The organism is Hymenobacter sp. NBH84 (assembly GCF_014217645.1).
Taxonomy (GTDB): Bacteria; Bacteroidota; Bacteroidia; order Cytophagales; family Hymenobacteraceae; genus Hymenobacter; species Hymenobacter profundi.
The window spans coordinates 1,983,181-2,006,752 of sequence record NZ_CP043644.1; the positions used below are offsets into that span (position 1 = coordinate 1,983,181).

At 56.1% G+C, this 23,572-nt stretch carries 17 protein-coding genes and 1 pseudogene; 8 read left to right on the forward strand and 10 right to left on the reverse strand.

Features of this window, described 5'->3' with window-relative positions:
- Positions 1–5 precede the first annotated feature (5 nt).
- On the reverse strand, positions 6–3,233 hold the full coding sequence (locus F1C16_RS08380; RefSeq protein ID WP_185283872.1) for a TonB-dependent receptor: 3,228 nt from the start codon (positions 3,231–3,233) through the stop codon (positions 6–8).
- A gap of 396 nt (positions 3,234–3,629) precedes the next feature.
- On the opposite strand from F1C16_RS08380, the gene F1C16_RS08385 reads away from it, so the two are divergent.
- Both F1C16_RS08385 and F1C16_RS08390 read left to right on the forward strand, forming a co-directional pair.
- Positions 3,630–4,655, forward strand: coding sequence for a LacI family DNA-binding transcriptional regulator (locus tag F1C16_RS08385; protein WP_185283873.1), 1,026 nt, complete (start codon positions 3,630–3,632; stop codon positions 4,653–4,655).
- A gap of 199 nt (positions 4,656–4,854) precedes the next feature.
- The gene (locus F1C16_RS08390; RefSeq protein WP_185283874.1) at positions 4,855–5,094 is read left to right on the forward strand and encodes a hypothetical protein; all 240 of its coding nucleotides are present in this window, start codon (positions 4,855–4,857) and stop codon (positions 5,092–5,094) included.
- Positions 5,095–5,289: 195 nt separating this feature from the next.
- On the opposite strand, the gene F1C16_RS08395 is transcribed toward F1C16_RS08390, so the two are convergent.
- The 3 genes and pseudogenes from F1C16_RS08395 to F1C16_RS08410 all read right to left on the reverse strand — a co-directional run bounded on the left by F1C16_RS08395 (position 5,290) and on the right by F1C16_RS08410 (position 10,003).
- Positions 5,290–6,375, reverse strand: a complete 1,086-nt coding sequence (locus F1C16_RS08395) for a DNA polymerase beta superfamily protein (RefSeq protein ID WP_185283875.1) — start codon at positions 6,373–6,375, stop codon at positions 5,290–5,292.
- Positions 6,376–6,517: 142 nt separating this feature from the next.
- Positions 6,518–7,291, reverse strand: a pseudogene (locus tag F1C16_RS22985) (DNA polymerase beta superfamily protein).
- 69 nt (positions 7,292–7,360) lie between these two features.
- A complete protein-coding gene (locus tag F1C16_RS08410) occupies positions 7,361–10,003 on the reverse strand; it encodes a polynucleotide kinase-phosphatase (RefSeq protein ID WP_185283878.1) in 2,643 nt (880 codons plus the stop codon).
- A 73-nt stretch (positions 10,004–10,076) separates the two neighbouring features.
- Here F1C16_RS08410 and F1C16_RS08415 point away from each other — a divergent pair, with 73 nt between their 5' ends.
- The gene (locus F1C16_RS08415; RefSeq protein WP_185283879.1) at positions 10,077–10,526 is read left to right on the forward strand and encodes an SMI1/KNR4 family protein; all 450 of its coding nucleotides are present in this window, start codon (positions 10,077–10,079) and stop codon (positions 10,524–10,526) included.
- Positions 10,527–10,615: 89 nt separating this feature from the next.
- Here F1C16_RS08415 and F1C16_RS08420 read toward each other — a convergent pair whose 3' ends face one another.
- Positions 10,616–12,061 carry a 3' terminal RNA ribose 2'-O-methyltransferase Hen1 gene (locus tag F1C16_RS08420; protein ID WP_185283880.1) on the reverse strand — a complete coding sequence of 482 codons (1,446 nt, stop codon included), beginning with the start codon at positions 12,059–12,061 and terminating at the stop codon, positions 10,616–10,618.
- 176 nt (positions 12,062–12,237) lie between these two features.
- On the opposite strand from F1C16_RS08420, the gene F1C16_RS08425 reads away from it, so the two are divergent.
- Complete coding sequence (locus tag F1C16_RS08425; protein WP_185283881.1) at positions 12,238–12,795, forward strand: hypothetical protein; 558 nt, start codon at positions 12,238–12,240, stop codon at positions 12,793–12,795.
- A gap of 105 nt (positions 12,796–12,900) precedes the next feature.
- On the opposite strand, the gene F1C16_RS08430 is transcribed toward F1C16_RS08425, so the two are convergent.
- A complete protein-coding gene (locus F1C16_RS08430; RefSeq protein ID WP_185283882.1) occupies positions 12,901–13,428 on the reverse strand; it encodes an NUDIX domain-containing protein in 528 nt (175 codons plus the stop codon).
- Between the two features lie 311 nt (positions 13,429–13,739).
- Between F1C16_RS08430 and F1C16_RS08435 the strand changes: the two genes are divergently transcribed.
- Positions 13,740–15,152, forward strand: a complete 1,413-nt coding sequence (locus tag F1C16_RS08435) for a DEAD/DEAH box helicase (protein WP_185283883.1) — start codon at positions 13,740–13,742, stop codon at positions 15,150–15,152.
- 144 nt (positions 15,153–15,296) lie between these two features.
- On the forward strand, positions 15,297–15,779 hold the full coding sequence (locus tag F1C16_RS08440; protein ID WP_185283884.1) for a hypothetical protein: 483 nt from the start codon (positions 15,297–15,299) through the stop codon (positions 15,777–15,779).
- A 103-nt stretch (positions 15,780–15,882) separates the two neighbouring features.
- On the opposite strand, the gene F1C16_RS08445 is transcribed toward F1C16_RS08440, so the two are convergent.
- The 3 genes from F1C16_RS08445 to F1C16_RS08455 all read right to left on the reverse strand — a co-directional run bounded on the left by F1C16_RS08445 (position 15,883) and on the right by F1C16_RS08455 (position 19,575).
- A complete protein-coding gene (locus F1C16_RS08445; protein ID WP_185283885.1) occupies positions 15,883–16,056 on the reverse strand; it encodes a hypothetical protein in 174 nt (57 codons plus the stop codon).
- Between the two features lie 718 nt (positions 16,057–16,774).
- Positions 16,775–17,362 (reverse strand): helix-turn-helix transcriptional regulator, encoded by a 588-nt coding sequence (locus tag F1C16_RS08450; protein WP_185283886.1) that lies wholly within the window; start codon positions 17,360–17,362, stop codon positions 16,775–16,777.
- A 446-nt stretch (positions 17,363–17,808) separates the two neighbouring features.
- Entirely contained in the window at positions 17,809–19,575 is a 1,767-nt protein-coding gene (locus tag F1C16_RS08455; RefSeq protein WP_185283887.1) for a murein L,D-transpeptidase, read from the reverse strand.
- A 395-nt stretch (positions 19,576–19,970) separates the two neighbouring features.
- Between F1C16_RS08455 and F1C16_RS08460 the strand changes: the two genes are divergently transcribed.
- On the forward strand, positions 19,971–21,767 hold the full coding sequence (locus F1C16_RS08460) for a M1 family metallopeptidase (protein WP_185283888.1): 1,797 nt from the start codon (positions 19,971–19,973) through the stop codon (positions 21,765–21,767).
- 91 nt (positions 21,768–21,858) lie between these two features.
- Positions 21,859–22,821 carry a cyanophycinase gene (locus F1C16_RS08465; RefSeq protein ID WP_258049076.1) on the forward strand — a complete coding sequence of 321 codons (963 nt, stop codon included), beginning with the start codon at positions 21,859–21,861 and terminating at the stop codon, positions 22,819–22,821.
- Positions 22,822–22,860: 39 nt separating this feature from the next.
- Here the strand turns inward: F1C16_RS08465 and F1C16_RS08470 are convergent, their stop codons facing one another.
- The gene (locus F1C16_RS08470) at positions 22,861–23,457 is read right to left on the reverse strand and encodes a hypothetical protein (RefSeq protein WP_185283889.1); all 597 of its coding nucleotides are present in this window, start codon (positions 23,455–23,457) and stop codon (positions 22,861–22,863) included.
- Between the last annotated feature and the right edge of the window lie 115 nt (positions 23,458–23,572).

Sequence of the window (23,572 nt, forward strand, 5' to 3'; positions counted from 1 at the left end):
AATTACTAAAGCGAAAGGTTCACGCCGAACAGGAAGGCGCGGCTGCGGGGGTAGGCAGCGTAGTCAACGCCCGGCGTCAGCGGCGTAGCGCGGCGGGTGTTCACCTCCGGATCGTAGCCCGAGTACTTAGTGAACGTGTAGAGATTGTTCAGCGTCACGTAAAAGCGCAACTGCGTGAGTTTGGCCCGCTCAACCAGCGCCTTCGGCAGTGTGTAGCCGAGCGTAACGTTGTTGATGCGCAGGAACGAACCATCTTCAATAGCCCAAGAGTGCGCCAGCAACTGACGCGGGGGCGACCAGATCTTGGCATTCTGGTTCACGGCATCCAGCGTAGCTAGATCGGTGATGTTTTGGCCGCTGGCGTCAATCGTGCGGTAGCGGTCGGCCAGGATGCCCAACCCGTTGCTCTGTGTGTTTTGCGCCAGGAAGGAGGTGAACTCAATTTTGTTGGCGTTGTACACATCATTGCCATACACGAAGTTCAGGAAGATGCTGGCATCGAAATTCTTGTAGGAAAACTGCTGGTTCAGACCACCCGTAAACTTAGGGTTGGCGTTGCCTATTACCGTGCGGTCCTGCTCATTCACCACGCCGTCTTTGTTGAGGTCCTTCAGACGTAGCGAGCCCGGCGCAATGGCGGCACCAATTACCCCCTGGTCGCTTGCCACATCGTTCCTAGGTACCCACCTTCCGTTGGTGTAGCCTTCAAACTGGTCGGTGGTGTACCAGCCATCGGTTACGTAACCGTACATAAGCCCCACCGGCTGTCCTACCCGCACCAAGTAGTCGGAAGAAATAGCGGTGCTTGCCCAGCCCGAATACTGCGGTGGTAGTGCCTGTAGCGGCCCGAGGCTTTCTACCCGGCCCCGGTTGAACGACATATTGGCGCTGGTGGTCCAGGTAAAGTTCTTGGTTTGCACCGCCGTGGCGGTAGCCTGCAACTCCAGACCGCGGTTCGAGGTAGCCCCTACGTTGACCAGCTGCGAAGGGTAGCCCGAGGAAGAGGGAATCGACAGATTAATCAGCAAGTCGCGGGTTTTGTTGTAGTACACATCGGCCGTAAGCTGCACCCGGTTGTTGAACAGGCTCAGGTCGAGGCCCGCGTTGCTGGAGGCAGTAGTTTCCCACTTCAGGTTGGGATTAGCCAGTGAGGTAGCCGAAGTAGCGGGCAGCACAATTCCTCCTAGAGCGTACTGCGCATTGCCTGGTGTGAAAGAGGAGAAATAAAGACCGTCGCCGATGCGGTTGTTACCGGCCAAACCGTAGCTCAGGCGCAGCTTCAGATCCGAAATGGTGGAGGTATAATTCTGCATGAATGACTCGCGCGAAATCCGCCACGCCGCTGAAGCAGCCGGGAAGTAGCCTACCCGGTTGCGGCCGGGCGCAAACTTCGATGAGCCGTCGGCCCGGAACGTGAACGTCAGCAGGTACTTATCGTCGTAGCTGTAGTTCAGGCGGCCAAAGCCCGAGAGCAACCGCGAGTTGATGGGCTGGTCAGTGGAGGGGTAGGGCTGTGTGTAGCCCGTGGGCGGCACACCCTGGTTGATGTTATTGATGGCCTTGTCGGCCGTAATTTCCAGGGGTAGGAAGTTGGTCTGAATATTTTGCGAAGTTTGCAGCTGCTGGTAAATTTCTTCCCCCAACAACGCATCGAAAGCGTGTTTGCCTTTGGTGAGGGAATACGTCAGTACGTTTGAGTTATTAATCGTACCCAGCACACTCGTCGCAATGGAGGCAAAGGGCAGGTTAGCGTAGTTGCTGCTGCGGATACTGGGCGAGAACTGACCGTTAAAAGATTCGATGCGACGGTTGGTATTATCGTACCCCACCGTGGAGCGGAACTGCAGCGTTTTGGTGAAGTTATAGCTGGCGTAGCCGCTGAGGTTGATCAGCAAACGCTTATCCTGGCGGTACTCGTTGTCGATGGCCAGAATGGGATTCACCAGCTGCCCCGAGTTGTTATACAAATCGTCGTCGAAGATTAGGTCGGCGGGGTTTATAGCAGTGGTACCCGTCGTCTCTAATGGCACGTAGGTAACCGCGTTGCGCAAGCGCGAGGTAGTGGTAGCGCCGTTGGTAGAAGTGCCCGAACCCTTCACTACCTGGTTATTGAAACGCGTATTAAAGCCAATGCGGAACTTATCGGTGGCTTTGTGGTCGAAGCGAAAGTTTACCAGCTTGCGGTTGTAGTCGGAACCATACTGAATACCCTTCTCCTCGTTATCTGTCAGGCTAATAGAGTAGGTAGTGCTCTTGCTACCACCCGAAACCGTCAGGTTGTGTGTCTGCTGGAAAGCGCGGCGGCCAAACACCCGATCCTGCCAGTCGAGGAAGGGCGAATTACGCAGCAGGTTCAGTGTATCGCTGGTGAAGTTGGAGCTGCCAAAGCGGGTCCTGAATCCGCTCAGGTAGCTAGCCCCCGACAGTGCTGAGCGCTCGTAAGCGTAGTCGAGGTACTCCGCCGGATTCAGAACATCCAATGTTTTGGTGATGGTGCGGACGCCAGCAAAGCCAGTGTAGGACACCGTTGTTTTGCCCTCGCGGCCATTTTTGGTCGTGATAATTACTACGCCGTTGGCACCGCGGGCGCCGTAGATAGCCGTAGCCGAGGCATCCTTCAGGACGTCAACGGAGGCAATATCCTGCGGAGAAAGTACCGATAAGGCGTTTTCCACCTGCACCCCGTCCACCACGTACAGCGGCGAGTTGTCTTGTGTGATAGAACCGCCACCCCGTACCCGGATCCGCACATCGGAACCCGGCTGGCCTTCGGAAGCCGTAACCTGCACCCCGGCCAAGCGGCCGGCTAATGCATCAGCGGCCGAGTTAACGGGTATATCTTTGATTTGCTGCGCACTAACCGACGACACGGACCCTGTTACGTCGCGGCGCTGCACGGCCTGGTAGCCGATTACCACCACGTCGTCGAGGGCCTTGGAGTCCTCGCGCAACTCTACGGTGATGCTGCTGCGCGTGCCCACCGTCACGTCTTGCGATACAAACCCGATGTAGCTTAGGCGAATCTTAGCAGCGGGTCCGGCTACTGTCAGTACAAAACGTCCTTCGCCGTCGGTGGTAGCACCGTTGGTGGTACCTACTTCCACTACCGTTACGCCAGGTAAGGCCTCAGCCTTATCCGCCGAGCGTACCACGCCCGTTACCTGTCGTTGCTGGGCTACAGCCAGCGACACTATCCCCAGCAGTAGCCAGAGCGACAGTAGATATTTTTTCATGAAACCAGAATGTATAAGAGTAGGAATTGGAGTGATGCGCGAAAATTTGCCTACCATGCTAGTGCAACTTTGCGTGAGCCGTTGCAGTAAAAATGGCCTTGGCACTGGCCCTGAAGCGGAGTAAACGATTTCGTACCTATTCTGAGAAGCAGTGATATTTTTTTTGAGATTGGGTGCATAACCCGGCTCTTTAAGATTACATTGCAGCATCAAGGAAAGAAAACGCTTGCGAGCATTTATTACCGCAAACGTTGCCGGGAACGATGTCAAAGCGAGTTGTTGTTATGCAATAAGTTGTTAGATTTGCTCCCGAAGCCTTTTTCCCGCTCCTCTACCCCTACCCTCAATCCCATCTACCCCTCTCCTTAAAATTGCATTTTAGAAGTATAGTTTACTTTGAGTACCGTCACTATAAAGGATATCGCCCGCGCTCTGAACATCTCAACTTCCACGGTTTCGCGGGCGTTGCGGGGTAGCTACGAGATAAATCAGGAGACGAAAGAGCTGGTGCTGGAGTATGCCGAGCGGCTGAACTATCGCCCCAACCCCATTGCGCTCAGCCTGAAGGAAAATCGTAGTCGGGCCATTGGCGTGATTGTGCCGCAGATTGCCAATTACTTCTTTTCGCAGGCCATCAACGGCATTGAGGCCATTGCCTACAACCGGGGCTACCACGTCATTATCTTCCAAAGTCAGGAGTCGTACGAGCGGGAAGCGGCCAACATGCAGCAGGCCATGGACCGGAAGGTAGACGGCTTGCTGATCTCGCTATCCAGCGAAACCTCCGATGTATCGCACCTGCGGGCGTTGCAGGAGCAGGGCCTACCCATTGTACAATTCGACCGGGTATCGCACGAGCTAGATACTACGCGCATTGTGGCCGATAACTTTGGTGGGGCCTTTGCTGCCACCGAACACTTAATTAAAGCTGGTCGTCAGCGTATTGCTCACCTTACTATTCCGCCGTGGTTGAGCATCACGAAGGAACGCCTGGCCGGCTACCGTGCCGCCCTGGAGCAATACGGCCTACCCTACGATGAGGCTCTGGTACGCTACGGCAGCTTCGGGCAGGACGAAACCGGGCCGATGGTGGACGAGCTATTGGCCCTCCCTACCCCACCCGACGCCTTTTTCACAGCCAGCGACCGGTTGGCGCTGGGCTGCCTGGCGTCGCTGCATCAGCGCCGCATCGCCATTCCCGACGACGTATCGCTGATTGGCTTCACGAATCTCAACGCTGCCGACCTTCTAAACCCGGCGCTCAGCACCGTCGTGCAGCCTGCCCAGGAAATCGGGCAGGTAGCCGTAGAGCGCCTAATTGAACTGATTGAAAAGAAACAAAAAGCTGCCCCACCCTCTACCGTCAAAATTCCCACGCGCTTGATTGTCCGAGAATCCACCCGGTCGGTCGTCCACTCGTAAGTCGCCGGCCCGCTGCTCCCACCCCGGCCTGGCCAGGCACGCCTTACGACTAAAAGCCTCCCGATTCCACCCGGGAGGCTTTTCATTTTTAAAAAGGCCGCACCGTGTTATTTCTTATTCCCTGGGGATCTGGCACGCAATTTTCTACTCTTATCAGAGTTCTATTCTTTGTTACTCTCATCATACTCTCTCTGCTCGCATGTACAAAGCCCTGCTGCTCGTTTTCGCCTTGTTTTTGCTAAGTGGGCTTCAGCCTGCTGAGGCCACTAATCCCGGCACGCGCTATGCCCGGGCCAAAGCAAAAGGCCGCGTATACACGCACCGCCCGAGCTACAAAGTGTACAGAGGCTTCCGGAAGGGAAATCGTAAGGGCCTGAAATTCTTCCACAAGAAACGCAGCCACAAGCTCCGCTCCACAGTGCGCGCCCGCCGCTTCTAGTACCGTCATAGGCATAGCCATACGATAAGGCAGGGCGCCCAACGCGAGAGACACTTCTCGCGCTGGGCGCCCTACCTTATTATATGGTTACTTATGGTGTGGAAATGCAATATCGTCTATCTCGCCGTTGCTGATGGCGTTTATGCGAATGATGCTGTCGCAAGTCGTTTAACGACAAGGCAACATATTGTGCCTCTATGCCGGGTGCTGACGCATAGTGTACCACGCCCGCCGCGTTTGAATCAGCAGTTGCTCGACTGCTTCTCTGTTGGGCGTTTCGGGTAGCGTGGAGGTAGCAAAGGCGGTATTTACCCGTTCTACCAACGTTTCGGCTTCGGTTACCAATTGCTCGTACTCAAACTCGCCGCGGCGGATTTGTAGGAGGAAGTCCCGGTCGGGGCGGCGGACGTGCAGGCGGCCTTCGGTGGCAATTTCCTCGGCCATGCGCAGCAGCCGGAACACGTGGAGCATGTTTTTAGCGTCGTAGTTTTTGCCGTGCTGCACGGTGTTTTGGTAGCGCTCGGGGTTGCGCTTCTGCTCCCATTCCTTGTACTCGCGGTACACGCGGCAGTAGGTGCTATAGCCGTTACGGTTGAAGCTGAGGTAGGCCGCCGGCACCTCCCCTTTCGGCACGGCCGAGAGCTGCACGTCCTGCGAGGTATCGGGGTCGCGCACCAGACCGCGGTAGCCGTGGCGCTGGTCGGGAGTTTCGTCTACGAATAGGGCATACAAGTCGGTGAGGTGTGGTACATTGGCCAAGCCACACTGACTGGCCCCGTAGCCGCGCCGTTCCAGCCAGATGGCTACCGGCTGCGCGCCTGCACCCACCGTCACGTAGCAGAAATCCAGCACTGATTTGCGGCTAGGCGGCTCAGAATGGTTGATTTTCTTGTTCAGTCCTTTCGCCTTCCTGATCTGCGCTACGGCGTATTCGGCAAAGCTCTGGCGACACAGCTTCGAGAGGAAATCTTCGGCTCGAAACGCTACAAACAGCGGGTGCCTATACACCACGCAGTCCTCGGGAGTACCGAGCAGCTCTAGCACGGTAGGGTTGTTCTTGAGCAGCAGTTCCACGAAGCGGCGCAGCTCGTAAAATACCTCGTCGTTGGTATCATTAGCCACCTGCGGCACGTAGTCGAGGCCGTAGAACTCGGTTTCGGGTAGGATGAACACGCCTTTCAGATCGGTGTCGGAGTGCGGCAGGTGGGTACCGTAGGCGCGGCTGCCGCTGATGGCTTCGAAGAGAAGCAGGCCGCGTTGGCGCAGGTCGAGAATAGTCATGGGCGGGTGTAGAGACACGTATTCGCGTCTCGTCGTTGCTGATGTTATTTAATTAGAGCGGGCTGTTCTGGTGGAAAACGGCGGCGTGGTTCTACCATAAATCCGTCCGGTCGTTCTGACGCCGAGACGCGAATATGCGTCCCTACATAGTGCCCGCGTCCGGTAGCCACGCCCGAAACAGCACGTCTAGCGCCGCCGTGGGGTCAGGCTGGCGAGTGACGGGTAGAGTTTCGCGGGCGGCTAGGGTAGCTTCGTACTCAGCTTGCAGATATTCGACTAGCATGGCCGGACGGGGCACAGTGGTTTTGTCGTCGGCGGTGGCTTTGCGGGCGAGTAGCTCGTCTACTACGCTGTGCAGCGCGGCTGGCAATAGCTCACGGAGCGGCCGGAACTCCATCGGCGGCACCTCATCAGGGCGTTGCCGAATCCAACTCGCAGCCAGCGTGGAGCACAGAGCGTAGAATAGGCTTTTCAAGCGTACATGCTGGCTGGTCAGATCGTCCTCTACCCCGCGCCGCATCAGGCCCAGGTAATGATGTAGCCCGGCCCGCGGGTTCCAGCACGCCGGCAGCAAGGGGCCCAGCGCCTCCCGAAATCCAGGCGCCTACCGGTACACCACCGGCGACTGTAGCCACTCGAACAAGGCCGCGTTGCCGCCGCGCAGCAGCTTCAAGGCCTTGCGCAGCTCCCAGCCGGCTAGGTCCAGCTCGTTGTCCACGGGGAAGTTGAGCGTGTCGGGGCCGGCGTCGAGGGTCAGGTACCAGTCGGGCGAGTGGCTGTAGAGAAAGCGCACGTCGTAGTCAGAATCCGGCGAGGGGAAGCCCCAGGCCCGGCTACCCGACTCGCAGGCATAGAGGATGCGGATGTGGTGGGTGGCTTCGAGTTGGTGGAGGGCAGTTTGGATGCGGGCGTGCATGAGCCAGAAAGAAAAAATAGTGAAGTGATGAGCTTTCTGCTGCAGATCTTGCGGGTAGCCGCTACATACCTACAACCGCGGGTCCACGGCCTCGCTTTCTAGTGCCAGCACGCCGAAAACACACTGGTGCACAGCCCGCAGCGGCTGGCCGGCCACGAAACGCTCCAAACCTTCCACACCGAGGGTGAACTCGCGCAGGGCCAAGTTGCGCTTGGACTTCACGTTTCGCTCGCGCAGGCGCTCCAGGTTGCCGGGCAGGAGGTAGTCGGGGCCGTAGATGATGCGCAGGTACTCGCGGCCGCGGCACTTGAGGGCAGGTTGGATGAGGCCTTTTTTAGTGGTCGAAATGAAGTCATAGGGCTTTACGACCATGCCTTCGCCGCCGCTGGCCGTGAGGTCGAGCCACCATTGGGTAGCGGCTTCTACGTCGGCACTATCTTGCAGATGCACCACGCGGTAGGGCGTGGCACGGAGCAGGCTTTCATCGGCCAGACACATCGCGCGCAGGGTTTCCATATGCCAAGCGTGGTCCTTGTCGAAGTAGGTGCGGCCCTCGGTAGCGAGCAGGTGGAAGGGCGCCAGGCGCAGGTCGGCGAGGCTCTCCACGGGCCAGCAGTAGCGGCGGTAGGCATCGGCGTAGTGGTCGGCGGCGGTGCGGCGGGCCGAAGTGCGGGCCAGCAGGGCTTCTACCCCATCGAGGCCGCGGGTGGCAGCTTGCGCCAGGGCGGCTTCGGCCAGAGGTAGGGCGGCAGTAGCGGCGGCCGCCACGGCGGCGTACTGCGTCTTAATCAACTCCTGCGCCTTGGCCGACCAGGGTAGCAGCTCGGCATCTAGGCACACCCAATCGGTCTGGAACCGTTCCCAGAAGCCACTTGCCGTGAGGGCATCCTGCAAGCGTGTAAGGAAGGCTTCTTCCAGGGCTTCGTTGGTGAAGAAGTTACGGCCGGTGCGGGTGTAGCACTTGCCCGGCCCCTCGCCTACCACCCCAAAGCGGCGCCGGGCGGCGTCTTCACTGCGCGCCAGCACCACCACCACGCGGCTGCCCATGTGCTTTTCCTCGCACACCACCCGCTCCAGGCCCTGACGGCGGAAGTAGTCGAAGGCTTCGGCGGGGTGCTCCAGCATATCGGGCAACGCCGAGGTTTCGGTGGGCGACATGGTAGGCGGTAGGTACAGCAACCACTTTGGGTTTAGGGCAAAGCGCGACATCACCTCCAGCGCCGCCACCGCGTTTTCCTCCCGAATCGTGACGGAAGGCAGCAACCGCGTCTGGATGATCTGCTTACCCATCACATCGCGGATGTCAAGCAGGTCGTCGCTTTCCTGTTGCGCTGTTAGCAGCTGGCTATCAGCTGATAGCTCGTCGTTCGAGTTCGTTTTAGAAGAGGCTAACGGCTGAGAGCCGACAGCTATCAGCGGACGCACCGGCTCGCAGTACACTTGTTGCGCCGGCACCGATACCAGTTCACGCTCGGGGTAGCGCAGGGCAGTGAGGCGGCCACCGAATACGCAGCCGGTATCAATGTCGATGGTGTTGTTGAGCCACTCAGGCGCGGGCACGGGGGTGTGGCCGTACACCACCGTGGCGCGGCCGCGGTACTCAGCGGCCCAGTTGTAGCGCACGGGCAGACCAAACTCGTCGATTTCGCCGGTGGTTTCGCCAAACAGCGCAAAGGCCCGCACGGCCCCCGAGCCCCTACCCTGCATTTCCTCGCGCATGCCAGCGTGGGCTACCACCAGCTTGCCGCCGTCCAGCACATAATGGCTCACCAGCCCATCCAAAAACTGGCGCACCTGCGCTTTAAATGTATCCGTCTCCGAGGCCAACTGGGCCACGGTTTCGGCAAAGCCGTGCTGTTCGTTCACGTTTTTGCCGTTGAGGTAGCGCAGCAGCTTGATGTCATGGTTGCCGGGCACGCACAGGGCCAGGCCGTGCTGCACCATGCGCATCACCAGCCGCAGCACCTGCGGCGAGGCCGGCCCCCGATCTACCAAGTCGCCCAAAAACAGGGCACGGCGACCGGCCGGCGCCGTCACGCGCACGCCTAAATCCCGCGCATCGGTCACCGGTTCTTCCTCTACTACATAGCCCAGTTCCGTGAGCAGCAGCACCAACTCGTGGTAGCAGCCGTGCACGTCGCCGATGATGTCGAACGGGCCGGTGTCCTGCTTGCGGTTATTGTAGAGCGGATCGCGCACAATAGCCTGCACGCCGTCAATTTCCTCGGGGCCGCGCAGGTGGTAGATGTGGCGGAATCCCTCCTGCCGGAGCGTCTTGAGGCTTCGGCGCAGCTGCTGACGTTGCTGGGGCACTACGTGGCGGCCCAGGTGCTGGCGCTCGGCCCGCTGGCGGTTGCGGTCCTCAGCCACGCGGTCGGGCACGTCGAGGATGATGGCGGTGGGTAGCACATGGTAATCGCGGGCCAGCTGCACGAGGGTTTTGCGGGCTTCGGGCTGCACGTTGGTGGCGTCTACCACCGTCAGCAGACCGCGCTTCAGGCGCAGCCCTACCAGGTAGTGCAGCAAGGCAAAGGCATCTGACGTAGCCGCCTGGTTGTTCTCATTATCGGACACCAAAGCCCGACACCGGTCCGACGATACAATTTCCGTGGGCTGAAATAAGCGATGCGCAAACGTACTTTTGCCTGCTCCTGAGGTGCCGATGAGCAAAACCAGGGAGAGCTCGGGGAGCTTAAGGGTATCTTGGGGCATATAGAGGACAAAAGGAAATAGAGACAGACGGCGCCTTGGCAACAGGTCATTATCCGTTTATCACCTGAATAGAATGACAATTCACGGGTTACTCTCGACGCTCAAAGCTAATCTGAGTCAAACAGATATCACACTGTATCCTGGCGCGAGTAAGCAACTGATTCAACAATTTGAGCAGGAAATGAGCTTGACTCTCCCAGCTGATTTCAAAGCGTTTTACTCGTTTTGCAATGGCTTTGAATCAGCCGAGGATATGTTTCGAATTATTCCGCTTGAAGAAATACTTGAGCAGAAGCGGGAGTTTGAGCCTCAACAGTTTTATGTAGCCGAGTATTTGACTTATTGTGATATATGGGAGGTTGAGCTAACTTCTCAATCTTCTGGCTATCAGATTCACCATATGAATGTTACTCTGACCGATTCGCTTGCAACTTTTATTGATCGATTTCTACGAGATGGAGTTTATACAAAGAATGGCGGCTTATTAGATTGGCCGGACGAGGTTCAAGGCCGTAAATCTTAGTGATAGAAGTTCGTGCCTTCCCTACAAACCTATGGCCGCTACGCGGCCGGAGACGGCACTATCATTAGCCTGTAATCCAACCAACTCTCTTACCCTACCTCAAATACAGCCAGCTGCGACGGGGCTCCTACCTCCGCCTCTGCCGGGCCCAATGGCTCCAGGCGCACGCGGTAGCCGTGGCGCTCGGCCACACCTTCGGCCCAGGTGGTGAACTGCGCCCGCGTCCACTCAAAGCGATGGTCGTGGTGGCGGAAGTCGCCGGCGGAGAGGGATTCGTATCGCTGGTTGTAGTCGGCGTTGGGGGTGGTGACGAGCACGGCGCCGGGGCGGGCGCGGGCAAATACCACTTCTTCAAATGCCGCCAGCCGGCTTTCATCGAGGTGCTCGATGACTTCAACCACCGCCGCCGCGTCGTAGCCGGCCAGGCGCGGGTCGTGGTAGAGCAGGGAGCCTTGTGTGAGCGTGAGCCGCTCGCGCTGGCGCGGGGGCATTTCGGCCACGTGCAGGCGCTGCTGGGCCCGCTCCAGCTCCCGCCACGACACGTCCATTGCCAGAATGTGCTCGATTTTTGGGTTTTTCAGCAGCCGGCGCACCAGCTTACCTTCCCCGCAACCCAAATCCAGCACCCTCGTGGCGCCAATCCCCTTGATTTCCTCCGCCACGCGGTCCAGGCGCAGATCGTGCAGGTTTTGCTTGGCGGCGGTTTCAGCGGGCGCGGTAGCAGTTTCCGCAGCTTCTACAGTAGCATTTGCTTCAGTGAGTGGCTCCAGTTCCGGCGCATCGTCCGAGGCCTCGGCATCCAGGGCTAGTAGCCGTCTAAGGGTAGGGTTGACAAACTCGGCAAAGCGCAGGTAGCGCCGCGTAATAAACTCCCGGTCGGGGTGCTGGGGCAGCCACTCGGCCCCGCGGCGCAGCAGTTTTTCGGCTTCGTCCTGACTTATCCAGTAGTGCTTGTCGCCACGGTCGAGCACCGGAATGAGCACGTAAAGGTGGCTCAGCAGGTCGCGCAGACGCAGGGCCGAGTGGCGCAGGCGTAGCGTGTGGTAGCGGCTGGCGCCCCACTGCGGCACGGTCGGGTCGAGCGGATGCTCCTCCACTTCTATCTCGTAGCCCAAGGGCGCAAACAGGCGGCGGAGTTGCTCGGTGCTAGTGGCGGGTAGGGCCGCCACGGTGGCTTCCAGCGGCAACAAAACGTCGGGCAGCTCGGGGCGGTCCTTGCAGGTGCCGTTCATGGCCGTGTTGAACGCTTTAGCCAGGGCCGTGCTCAGAAACGATGACGCAGCATAAGGCCGGTCGTTGACGTACTGCTCCAGGGCAAAGCCCTCGCCGGCCGGCCCCCGGTGGTTGCGCACCAGCGCGATGGGGTCGATATCGAGCAGCAGGGCGGCGGTGCAACGCTCGGCCGTGGCTTCGGGGTAGAACACGTGCGCCTGCCCATAGGCAATATCCACCGACTGCAAGCGGGCGGGATTCTTATATAATAGATAGCCCAGATCAGTAGCAGGCTGGTGGGTGGTAGTAATTGTAAGGAGCATATCATTATATGATAGAATGGCGAAGTGCCAATATTACAAGAACGGGTATTTTTATTACAAGCACATTCACTGGGGCATTTTACAGCTACAGGACACGCATCAGGCACTCAATTTGCTCTTTTCTAATTTTGCCCATGCTATATGGGCTGCTTACCGCTTTCTCTTTATCCTTTTTCATGAAGCAGTTTTTCTTTCTATTCGCTTTATTCCTAAGCTTTGAAGCTTCTGCCCAAATGCTACCGGGCACGCCGCGCAAAAAATACCTACGTCCTAAGAAAGACGAAGAATGTGCTTACGTTCTCAACGTCACCAAAAACACCGATGAGGAAGCTGAAGTAACGGCCTCCGTCACGCGTCTAGCCTATCGTCCCTACGCCGAGCTGCTCACAGAAATCACGGAACTGCGCCGAATAAATAACTGGGCCGATAGCACCTACCAACGCAAGTTTCAGGCTTTACCGGCTGGTGGAATGCTGGTAGTTACTATGTATCGGCGCGGCGCACAGAACGCCGACCCGGCTCTGCTCAGCGTTACCGCTCGTGATAAAGCTGGCAAAGAATTGCTAGCCGTACCTTCTTTACCAGAAGGGCAAGGTCGTTTTTGGAATCGTGACTTATATATGAGTAAACGAAGTATACCATTTGTTAAAATCAATGATCAACAGACGGTATATGTGACACTTAACGATGCAAAGCTCAAGCAAGACTTTGAGTATGTAGTAAACACCCAATAATAAAGTAGATTTTGATCTGACAATAAAATCCCGTGTCACCTAATCCATCAGGTAACACGGGATTTCGGTTTTTATACAAATGTTGTACGAAATAAATATAAAATTTTATATATCCTTTTGTTTAAACAATTGGTACCATTGTGTTGCCAGTAGTGTTTTCGCGTCCAGAGGCTTTTCCTTATATAATTCCTCTGCTGTCAACTCCACGAGTTCGAGGTGTTCATTTTCGCTGGCGACACCACCGCCAGTTCCTGTTTGCTTGCTGACTTCGGCGTAGTAGATATAGTGCCGCTCGGCTGAGTTACCGGGAGAAGCATACACTTCGGCAATAGGTATCAGTGCATCAACGGGGTAACCTAGCTCCTCTTGTATTTCGCGGCGCAGCGCTTCTTCGGGATTTTTATCCTCTGGGTCTATCATGCCCGCTACGATTTCCAGCACGTCGGCCTCGGCGCCTACCCGATACTGCTGCACCAGCAGAAACTTTTCCTTTTGCGTGTCGAAAACCAACGCGGCCACGGCCTGCCCAGGCTCAAAACGCTCTCGTTGCAATTCTTTGTCGCCGTCCTGCACTGTTAGCTTGCTGAGCTTGTAGTGACCATCGTAAGCGATTTTTCGATCAGTTATTTTCATGGAAGGCAAAAAAAACGGTTCGTGAAAGATTATCAGCCAATACGAACAAAAACGGCCGGTAGCTTGTCGTGTTGCGGTAGATACGGCGGCAATGCCCGCAGCTTTCTACCTCTTGCTGTCGATAGCAGGCTGCTAATCAAGCACAACGCTCGCTTTCCTGTTACCGCTTGCACCCGCATTGGTGGTCTGGCTCTGCCTGATTTTCTGGTGCGCACCAATTTCTACCGCAAACCTTCCGACCTTTGCGGGCTCTATTCACGCGCTGGCCTGAGGCCAGTGGCCCGTTAACGGGCATTTTCCTACTTTTTTTAATGTCCTTCGACGAACTCAATCTGATTGACCCCATCCTGCGCGCTTTGCACGAGGAAGGGTATACGACGCCTACCCCTATTCAGGCGCAGGCAATTCCGCAGGTGCTGGAAGGCCACGACCTACTGGGTGTGGCTCAAACCGGTACCGGCAAAACAGCCGCCTTTACAGTTCCTATTCTTCAGATTCTGCACCAAACGGCACAGGTAGCGCAGCATTCGCACTCCCGCATTCGCTGCCTGGTACTCACGCCTACCCGCGAATTGGCCATCCAGATCGGGGAAAGTTTTGGGGCGTATGGCCGCCACCTGAAGCTGCGCCACACGGTTATCTTTGGCGGGGTAGGCCAGCTGCCCCAAACGCAGGCGCTACGGCGCGGCGTGGAGGTGCTGATTGCTACCCCCGGCCGCCTGCTCGACCTCATGAATCAGGGCTACGTGGACCTACGTCACCTCGACGTGTTTGTGTTAGATGAGGCCGACCGCATGCTGGACATGGGCTTTATCCATGACATCAAGCGTATTCTACCTAAGTTGCCAGCCAAGCGGCAAACGCTGTTTTTCTCGGCTACCATGCCGGGTCAGATTCAAGAGCTGGCCAACTCGCTGCTGCGCCCCAACCCGGTGAAGGTAGCCGTAACGCCCGTTTCGAGCACCGCCGACACGGTATCGCAGGCTGTGTATTTAGTGGAGAAAAACGATAAGCCCGCCTTGCTGGAACACGTGCTGGCCGATAAAAACATCCGCCGCGTGCTGGTATTTACCCGCACCAAACATGGCGCCGACCGCGTGGTGAAGACGCTGGCAAAGGCCAATATTCCGGCCGAAGCCATCCACGGCAACAAGTCGCAGAACCATCGGCAACGGGCGCTCAGCAACTTCAAGGCCGGCACTACCCGCGTGCTGGTAGCCACTGATATTGCCGCCCGCGGCATCGACGTGGATGAGCTGACGCACGTTGTCAACTACGAAATGCCCAACGAGCCTGAAACCTACGTGCACCGCATTGGGCGCACGGGCCGGGCCGGCGCCGATGGCATGGCGCTGTCGTTTGTGGAAGAAGAGGAACGCGCCTACCTACAGGACATCCAGCGCCTGATTAAGCGTCAGATTGACGTGGTGTTCGAGCATCCTTATAAGACCAACAGTGTGGAACCCGTGATGCTGCACAGCGGCAAAAACATTCAGCGGCCCAAAGGTCCGGCGGGGCGTCCGCCGCGGCCCGGCCGGGGCGGTAGCGGCCAAGGCGGGCGCTCTGGTGGGCAAGGACAAGGTTCGGCTGGCCGCACTGCCGGGCCTAGCGCCAGTGGCTCCTCTCGCCCTGCTACGGGCGGCAATCGGCCCGCAACGGCAGGCAGCAGCGGTGGCGGTGGCAACCGTCGTCGCTTCCGAGGCGACAGCGGCGGGCAGCGCTAAGCTCGTCAGGTTCCTACCCCACTAGAGCATAAAAAACCCGAACGTCTGGAGGCGTTCGGGTTTTTTATGCTCTAGTGGGGTCAAAAGGAAACAAAAAATCCGGCTATCGGCTTATATTTCCGAACACTCTTTTTCTATTTCTGTATGGCTATCAGCACTCTTCCCGTCATTCAGGCGTTGCGCGCCACGGCACAGCGTCTGGCCACGCAAGCGCCCTACCAGTGGGGCCACATGGGTAGCTGCAACTGCGGCCACCTAGCGCAGACTATCACCCACCTCACCAAAGCCGAAATCCATAGCCGGGCTATGCAGCGCTACGGCGACTGGGAGCGGCAGCTCATCGACTATTGCCCTTCCAGCGGCCTACCCATCGATGATACCATCGACGAAATGCTGGCAGCGGGCTTCACCCGCCAGGACCTCGCGCATCTAGAGCGCCTTGCCGATCCGGTTATTCGCGGTGCCTTACCCCTGGAACGGCGCAACGCACTGCGCCACAACCAGCGCGACGATGTAGTACTCTACCTCCGCACCTGGGCCGACCTATTGGAGCAGCCATTGCTACAGGCCATCACACTGCCTACGCTGTTGCCTATTCCTGCTTTGGCTCCGGTTAGCGCTTATTAGTAAACGTCCTACCACCTACTATACAGAAGCCCCGCCGGAGTCGATCCGGCGGGGCTTTTTGTATAACAGCCAACTCTGCCGATAAAGGCAGATAAAAGATAGGTTAGTAGTTTACGTTGCTGCGTTGCGCCTCACGGTACATTTCGGGGCGGTGGCTGCGCTTGTAGGCAGCATCAGCATCGGGGTCTTTCTCAGGATCGGGCTGTTGCGCGCAAGAAGAAGCAAATAGCAGCGTGGCGCTGGCAGCAAGCAGAAGAAACAGGCGAGACGTTTTCATAGCCCAAAGGTAAGCATCAACGCGAATAACGCCAAGCCGGACTTTCTCACGCTTATCAGCTTTTGTTTTGAGTTGATGTCCAACCAGCACTAGTGCTACTTATTACAAAAGTCAACAGTCACTTATTCTCCGCCGCTTCTTGATGAAAGCCTGCTGTTGGTCACTGGTCAACAAATGTCCTTCCTGTTGACCTACCATGACCCTTCCTAAAGTCATGTTACTTTTGTTAAGTTGAAATGGGACAGCTAATAATAAAAAACACCTACTAACAGCTTTGGCCAAATAAAACGAGTAGGATTTATTGTTTTAACAAGCCAATCTAACTGTCAAGGATTTTAGCACTGTTACTATGCATTTCACCGAGGAACCACCAACCTAATCTATATAACTATTTCAATATTAAATAAGACTACATACTAACGCATAAACAATAAAGCCACACTTCCGCATAAGTATGTTAAGTATCTGAAAAATAACAAAATATAAATGCATATAATCATTCTGTTAGCTGAGCTTACTTAGCAAATCAGCACCAGACACAACCAATTTTGCCAACGCATTGAAACACTTGCAAGCATCTTATAGCACACCACAACCATTTACTGGTATAGAGAAGAAATAGCCAGCCTGCCAAATTGGATTATTGCAATTACGAGCGTTCAACAACATCCTTGCCACATCAGAACTCTTATTTGCTAAGAAGCATAAATAGCACAAGTTACTTCTCCGGTTGGTAGTCCGTGAACGTACCATCCTGATAGAAGATAATTATGCGTCGAATAGCCTTATTAGTAGGCGCAGCGGCTAGTGCGGCGGGTAGCGTAGTAACTTCTAAAGCTGCCGGTGCAACTGGTGCAGGCGGTGTAATCGATAGCTCAGGGGTAGTGGGCACCTGGGCGGCAACAGTGCTTTCTTCACGCTCAGGAGCGCTTATTTGCGGGGACGGAGCGCTTGTAGGCTCTTTTTTGGGCTTTACAGCCTGACTGCTGGGCTCCGATGGAACCAGGGCGGCTGCACGCTGCTTTTTCTTACTGGGGCTTGCTACGATCGTAGGAACGGTCTCCGACGTATTAGTAGCAGTTGCTTCGGCTGGCGCAGATGCCATCATAGGGCCTTCTCCTTTCAGCAGCCAAGGCAGTGCTAAGTCAGGGAAAGCATCCATTATTTTCTGCATCACCTCCAGGCTGGGCTTATTTCGCCCATTTAGGATGTGGCTGACTACGGGCCGGCCGATACCAATAGTATCCGCGAACTGCGTAGGAGACAGTGCGCGTGTAGCCAGAATCTGCCGGATGCGTTCAATCATACCAAAGCTGCAAGAATAGTGTAGTGTTAGCTTCACAAATGTACGCAACCCACGTGTTTGCGCTAGCAAGATGCTCTACCTATCCTCTTCCTTATCTTGATTACATATGTATTTACAAGAGTAATCTGTAGTTTACATATGTATTTACAAGAGTAATCTACATGTTCCCCCTATTTAATTGCCGTCCTTATTTTATTAGTAGCAGATGTAGCTATTGCCATTGAATAGTTACCGTGGTTACATGCAAAAAGCCGACTGACGCTATGCGCGCAGTCGGCTTTGAGGTAAACTGTAATAACTTCTTTCTCCCTTCGGCGGCCCGCAAACTAATCGTTCTTGCGTCCAGGTACTCTAAGCTGAAACGAATCTGTCAGAGGGCTTATCAGCTTTATTGAGCCCTGCAACGATAGAGAAGGTTCAACTGAAGATGAAGCTATCCAAAGACCCTAGTTGAAGTATTCTTTCGCTAGGTTCTTGTCGTGTCCGTAGATGTCGTCGCGGAAATTCAGGTGGCCGGCATCGTCTACCCACGCCGTGAAATACACCAAGTATACAGGCAGTTTTTCGGGTAGGGTGATGTACTTTTCCTGCCGCTCTCCGATAGTACTTAGAATAGTATTTTCATCGTAGCCAGGCTTGTTGCGCAGCAGGTAAGTGGCCAGCTTAATGGGCTCGGCTACGCGCACACAGCCGTGGCTGAAGTTACGCTTGGTCTGGCTGAACAGCTCGTCGTGGGGCGTGTCGTGGAGGTAGATATCGTTGGAGTTAGGGAAGATAAACTTCACGTCACCCAGGTCATTTTTGGGACCGGGACGGCGGCGCAACGTGTACTTCCAGTTCGCCTGCGTGAGGTTCGCCCAGTCCACCGTAGTAGGGTCGATGGGAGTAGCTTTGGCACCCCAACCCTTCACCACTTCCATATCCAAACGGTCGAGGTAGGCCTGCGGATTAGCCACCAGTTTCGGACGCATTTCTTTATCGATGATGCTGAACGGCACGTTCCAATAGGGGGCCAATACCACGTACTCCACCTTGTCGCTGAAGACCGGCGTTGCGTTCAAAGTCTTGCCCACAATGACATTCATGTTCATCACTTCCTTGCCTTCCTCCACTACATGTAGCTTGTAGTCCGGGATGTTTACGAGCAGATAATTTTGCTCGAAACGCTTCGGAATCCAGCGCCAGCGCTCCATGTTCAGCACGATCTGATCGATGCGTTTGTCGAGCGGTATGTTGAGCAAGCGCAGGGTTTCTCCGCCTACAACACCATCGGTCCGCTGCCCAGTTTGCTGCTGAAACTTCTTCACGGCAGCCACCAACTCGCTGTCGTATTGCTGGGCGGCGGGCGCCGGCGCGGGGCCATTGGATGGTCCATTGTTGGCTACCGTCTGCACAGGCGTAGCAACGCCTTGAGCAGGCGTGCCCGGCTCATCGAGCAGGCGACGGCGCAGCAACGCCACGGCCGGTGACGTATCGCCTGGCTTCAGCTTGGTGCCTGCCGGCAGGGTAGGCCAGCCGCCGTTTCGCTGGATAGTGCGGTACTCAGCTAGCGCCTTTTTCAACCGGTCGTATTCAGGGTGCAGAGGCTCGAACTCGTAGTAGGGATACGTGCTTTCGCGCTCTTGCAAAATGGTCATGAGGGCCTTGTGCAACTTGATTTTATTGCGTTTCACGTCCCAATCAATGTTTTTAACTTCTCGGGGATTTACAGTTCCTCGATAGAAATCGGAGGCCCAGGTGAAGTAAGTACCCGATAAAGCCACGTCGATTTGCTTCTCCAGGCTGTTGCGCTGGGTGGTATCACCACGGGCTTTATCTAGCTCAGCAAAGAGCTTATCGAAGTTTTTGATCTTGTATTTCTGCGGATCTAAGCCTTCATCGCCGGCTTGATTGATGACCTCAAGTAGCTTCTTGGCCTGCGGTACTACCTCGTGGTTTTTAAACCAGCCCAGGCGGTAGTCGCGGGCTTTGTAAAACTTCTTGGCCCAGTCGAGCTGACTTTTGAAGGCGGGTTCGGCCAGCATCTGGCGCGCCACATACACGCTATCGAGCGTGGGCTGCGGGCCCTGGTTGCCGGTGAGTACGCCGGGTAGCGCCTCCTGAACTTTCGCCTTCTGCTCCTGGCTGCAGCTGGTAGCCGACGCCAAGAGCGTCAGGCCGCAAAGCCAGCAGAGCAGTGTGGTCAGGAAAGCGGAGTGAAACAGTGATTTCATGAATTCGGTGAAGTGGAAGAAATGATAGCAGCTCCGTCAGATGCCAAGGAATTATTATTCCCGACCATCGGATGCGGCGCGTGCCCGTTCTACTCCAAACGCTACCGTAGGGTTATTGCGTTCCGAGGCAGGGCTCATCTCATCAACATGCAAGGTAGGAGTTTTGTCTCACCCACGCACATCTTCAGTCTACAATTGGGCAGGCCCTCCGGATGAGTAGGTCGTCTCACTGAGCGTCGGGGGGGGGTGTTGCGGCACGTGTGGCGCTCAGTTGTTCTTCCGCATTTTAATGGTAGCCTTCCGTCTCTGCTTGGCGCGCCAGTCGTATACCCTACCCGTACTCACGCCACGCGGCCCAACAACCATTGGACTGTCGGCCGCTTTCTATTTCTTTTATGACTTCTTTCGTTCCCGCTCTTTCCGACTCGCACAGCTATGCCCGTTTGGGCGAGGTAGGCGTTCGTCATTTACAGTTACAGCTGCGTGTTGATTTTGCTAGTCGTACCCTGGCGGGTCATGCTACCTGGCAGCTCCACAATCCAGCCGGCGCCACCGAGCTCTACCTTGACACCCGCGACCTGCTGGTGGAGGCCGTGCTACTCGGCGGCCCCGAGGGTAAGCCTACTCCCTTCAGCCTAGCTCCCACCGATCCGGTGCTGGGACAGGCACTGCGCATTACCCTAGAGCCAACCACCGAGCACGTGACCATCCGCTACCGCACCACGCCGGGCGCGGCGGCCTTGCAGTGGCTGACGCCCGAGCAAACGGCCGGGCGCGAGCAGCCGTTTCTGTTCACCCAGTCGCAGGCCATTCTGGCGCGCACCTGGCTGCCGTGCCAAGACTCGCCGGGTGTGCGCTTCACCTACGAGGCGCACATTGAAACGCCCGCCCACCTGCTGGCCCTAATGAGCGCCACCGATAATCCGCAGCAGCTTGATGCGGCCGGGCGCTATCAGTTTCGGCAGCCCTACCCTATTCCGGCCTACCTCATGGCGCTGGCCGTCGGCGACCTGGCCTTTGCGCCGCTAAGTGAGCGCACTGGCATCTACGCTGAACCGGCTACTCTACCCCTAGCCACGCACGAGTTTGTGGACCTAGAAAAAATGGTAGCCGCCGCCGAGGATTTGTATGGCCCCTACCGCTGGGGTCGATACGATTTGTTGACACTTCCGCCTTCTTTCCCATTTGGTGGTATGGAAAATCCATGTTTAACATTTGTTACACCCACGATTTTAGCCGGGGACCGAAGCCTAACTAGTTTGGTGGCTCACGAGCTAGCGCATTCGTGGTCGGGCAATCTAGTTACCAACGCCACGTGGGACGATTTCTGGCTAAATGAGGGCTTTACGGTGTATTTCGAGCGGCGTATTATGGAGCAGCTATATGGCCGCACGTATGCCGATATGTTGCAAGTATTAGGCTTTACCGATTTGCAGCATACCCTCGTAGAGCTAGGCCCTACTAGTGCAGACACGCACTTGCGTCTGCACCTGACCGGGCGCGACCCCGACGAGGGCATGACCGAAATTGCCTACGAAAAGGGCGACTACTTTTTGCTCACCTTAGAGCACTTGGTAGGCCGCCCGCGCCTCGACTCCTTTATTAAGGAGTACTTCACTCGCCACAGCTTTCAGTCCATGGATACAGCGAGCTTCATAACTTATCTGCGGCAAGCGTTGTTAGACCAAGAGCCCGGACTAGAAGAGAAGCTTCAGCTCGATGCCTGGATAAACGGTCCGGGTGTGCCGGGGGTGGCGCCGCCCGTAGCCTCCGCCCGCTTCGATGCAGTAGATGCCGCCCGGCAACAATGGATGGAGGGCAAAGCGGCTCCTACCCTATCCACTGCCGACTGGAGCAGCCACGAGTGGGTACACTTCCTGCAAGGTCTCCCCCACTCCCTGACGCACGCCCAACTGGCAGAGTTGGACAACACCTTCGACCTTACCCATTCCGGCAACGCCGAAATCCTGGCGGCGTGGTTCCCGTTGGCGCTGGCCGCCGGCTACTCCCCGGCCGACGCGGCCCTGCACCAATTTCTGGTGCGCGTGGGTCGGCGCAAGTTTCTGGTGCCGCTCTACCGGGCAGTGCTGGCTACCCCCGGCGGCCAGGAGCGCGCCCGGCAAATTTATGCGGAGGCACGGCCCAACTACCACGCCGTAGCCACTAACACCCTCGATGCGCTGCTTAGATAACCCTAAACCAGGCATCATTACTCCGGCCCGATGCTTGCAGCCTGGACCGGTGCGTTGTATTTTGTGAGTTGATAAAAAAACAGTCGTAACGTTGAACAATCAAAAACCCCTCGGTAAGCTGATTGCCATCGGTGGCAACGAAGATAAAGGCACCTACTCCAGCGCTAGTGTGCGCAAAAAGTATTACCTCAACTTTTTTGAGCTAGGCATTCTGCGCCGTGTGGTGCAGGAGTCGGGCAAGGAGGACCCGCGCATAGAGGTAGTGACCACGGCCTCCATGATTCCGGAAGAAATCGGCAAGATCTACGTTTCCTCGTTCGGCATGCTGAACTGCCGCAACGTGGGCGTGATGGATATCCGTACGCCCGAGCACGCCCGCATCCCCATGTACCTGGAGCGTCTGCGCCGCGCCGATGTGGTGATGTTCAGCGGTGGCAACCAGTCGCGGTTGCGCGAGATGTTTGGGGAAGGCGAGTTCCTGGAAATCCTGAACGCCCGCTACCACCGCGAGTCGAACTTTGTGGTGGCCGGCACCAGCGCCGGGGCCATGGCCATGTCGAAGATTATGATTCGGGGCGGCTCTGTGCCGGATGCGCTGATGAAGGGCGCCGTGAAAATCGGCAGCGGCCTGGGCCTGATCGACGACGTGGTGATTGACTCGCACTTCGTGAAGCGCGGCCGCTTCGGCCGGCTCATCGAAGCCGTGAGCCTGCACCCCAAGCTCATCGGCATTGGGCTGGGTGAAGACACGGGCGTGCTCATCACCGGCGGCAACATCATCGAGACTATCGGCTCCAACCTGGTCATCATCATGGATGGCCATACCATTCAGCACAACAATGCGGCCGTCGTTAAAAAAAGGCGCGGCGCTATCCGTGGAGAACATGACGATGCACGTGCTGGCCAAAGGCAACGTGTACGATATCGACGAGCGAAAATTCTACGCCGGCAAAACCAACTTTGCCGAAACGGTGACTGTCGAGCAGCCGGGACAGGTGTAGGAGTTCTTAAGCTTATCTATGAAGGAAGAGCCGCCTTTCTAAATCTAATTTAGAAGGGCGGCTCTCTTTATCCATTAGATTTTGTAATCTATCTATTGATGTGCAACAATCGGGGTAGGCGGAAATGAAATAGATAGCCGTTTACCTGATGGCAACACGAAGCTAAAAGATCCACTTACCGTACGACTGCTAGGATCATAGACCGACCGTCCCGTGGCCTGTGTAGCATCTTCTTTTTCAGTACTCACCTTCACGGTATTGGTTTCATTGCGGGACACGGAACCAGTGCTAGCTGTAAAATATGCTCGTAACCTACCTTCAACGGCTAAGTCACCTGATACTACTAATACAGGTTCTTTGCCATAATGAACTTGTTCAATTCTGCCTCGACCTAAAGGAAAAGCTAACAGACCAGGTTGTTGTACTGTAAGACGTACAGGCGGCCAGTGGCGCTCGGCTTCCACCTCCTGCCTTAGGTGCCAGTTCCAGCCCAAGGACACGAAGAATACAAGTAATATCGCCCCCAAGGCCCAGCATACTACATTCTTTAAAGCTTGTGGTGCCCAATCACTCCAGAAGAATGCCTTTAATATTACCCAAGGGAGAACCACAAAATTCATCAGCCCACCGGCCACGATAAAGAGAAATAGTAATAGAATACCTAATCCATAAATGTAACCTTCTATCATAAGGGGAGGTAGCTGAACTGCCCGATCTATTCTTATATTATGAGTATATGAGCAAAAATTACACTGCTATATACAATAAGGAGTAGCCACCAATAACAACCCGTTGCAGCCATCC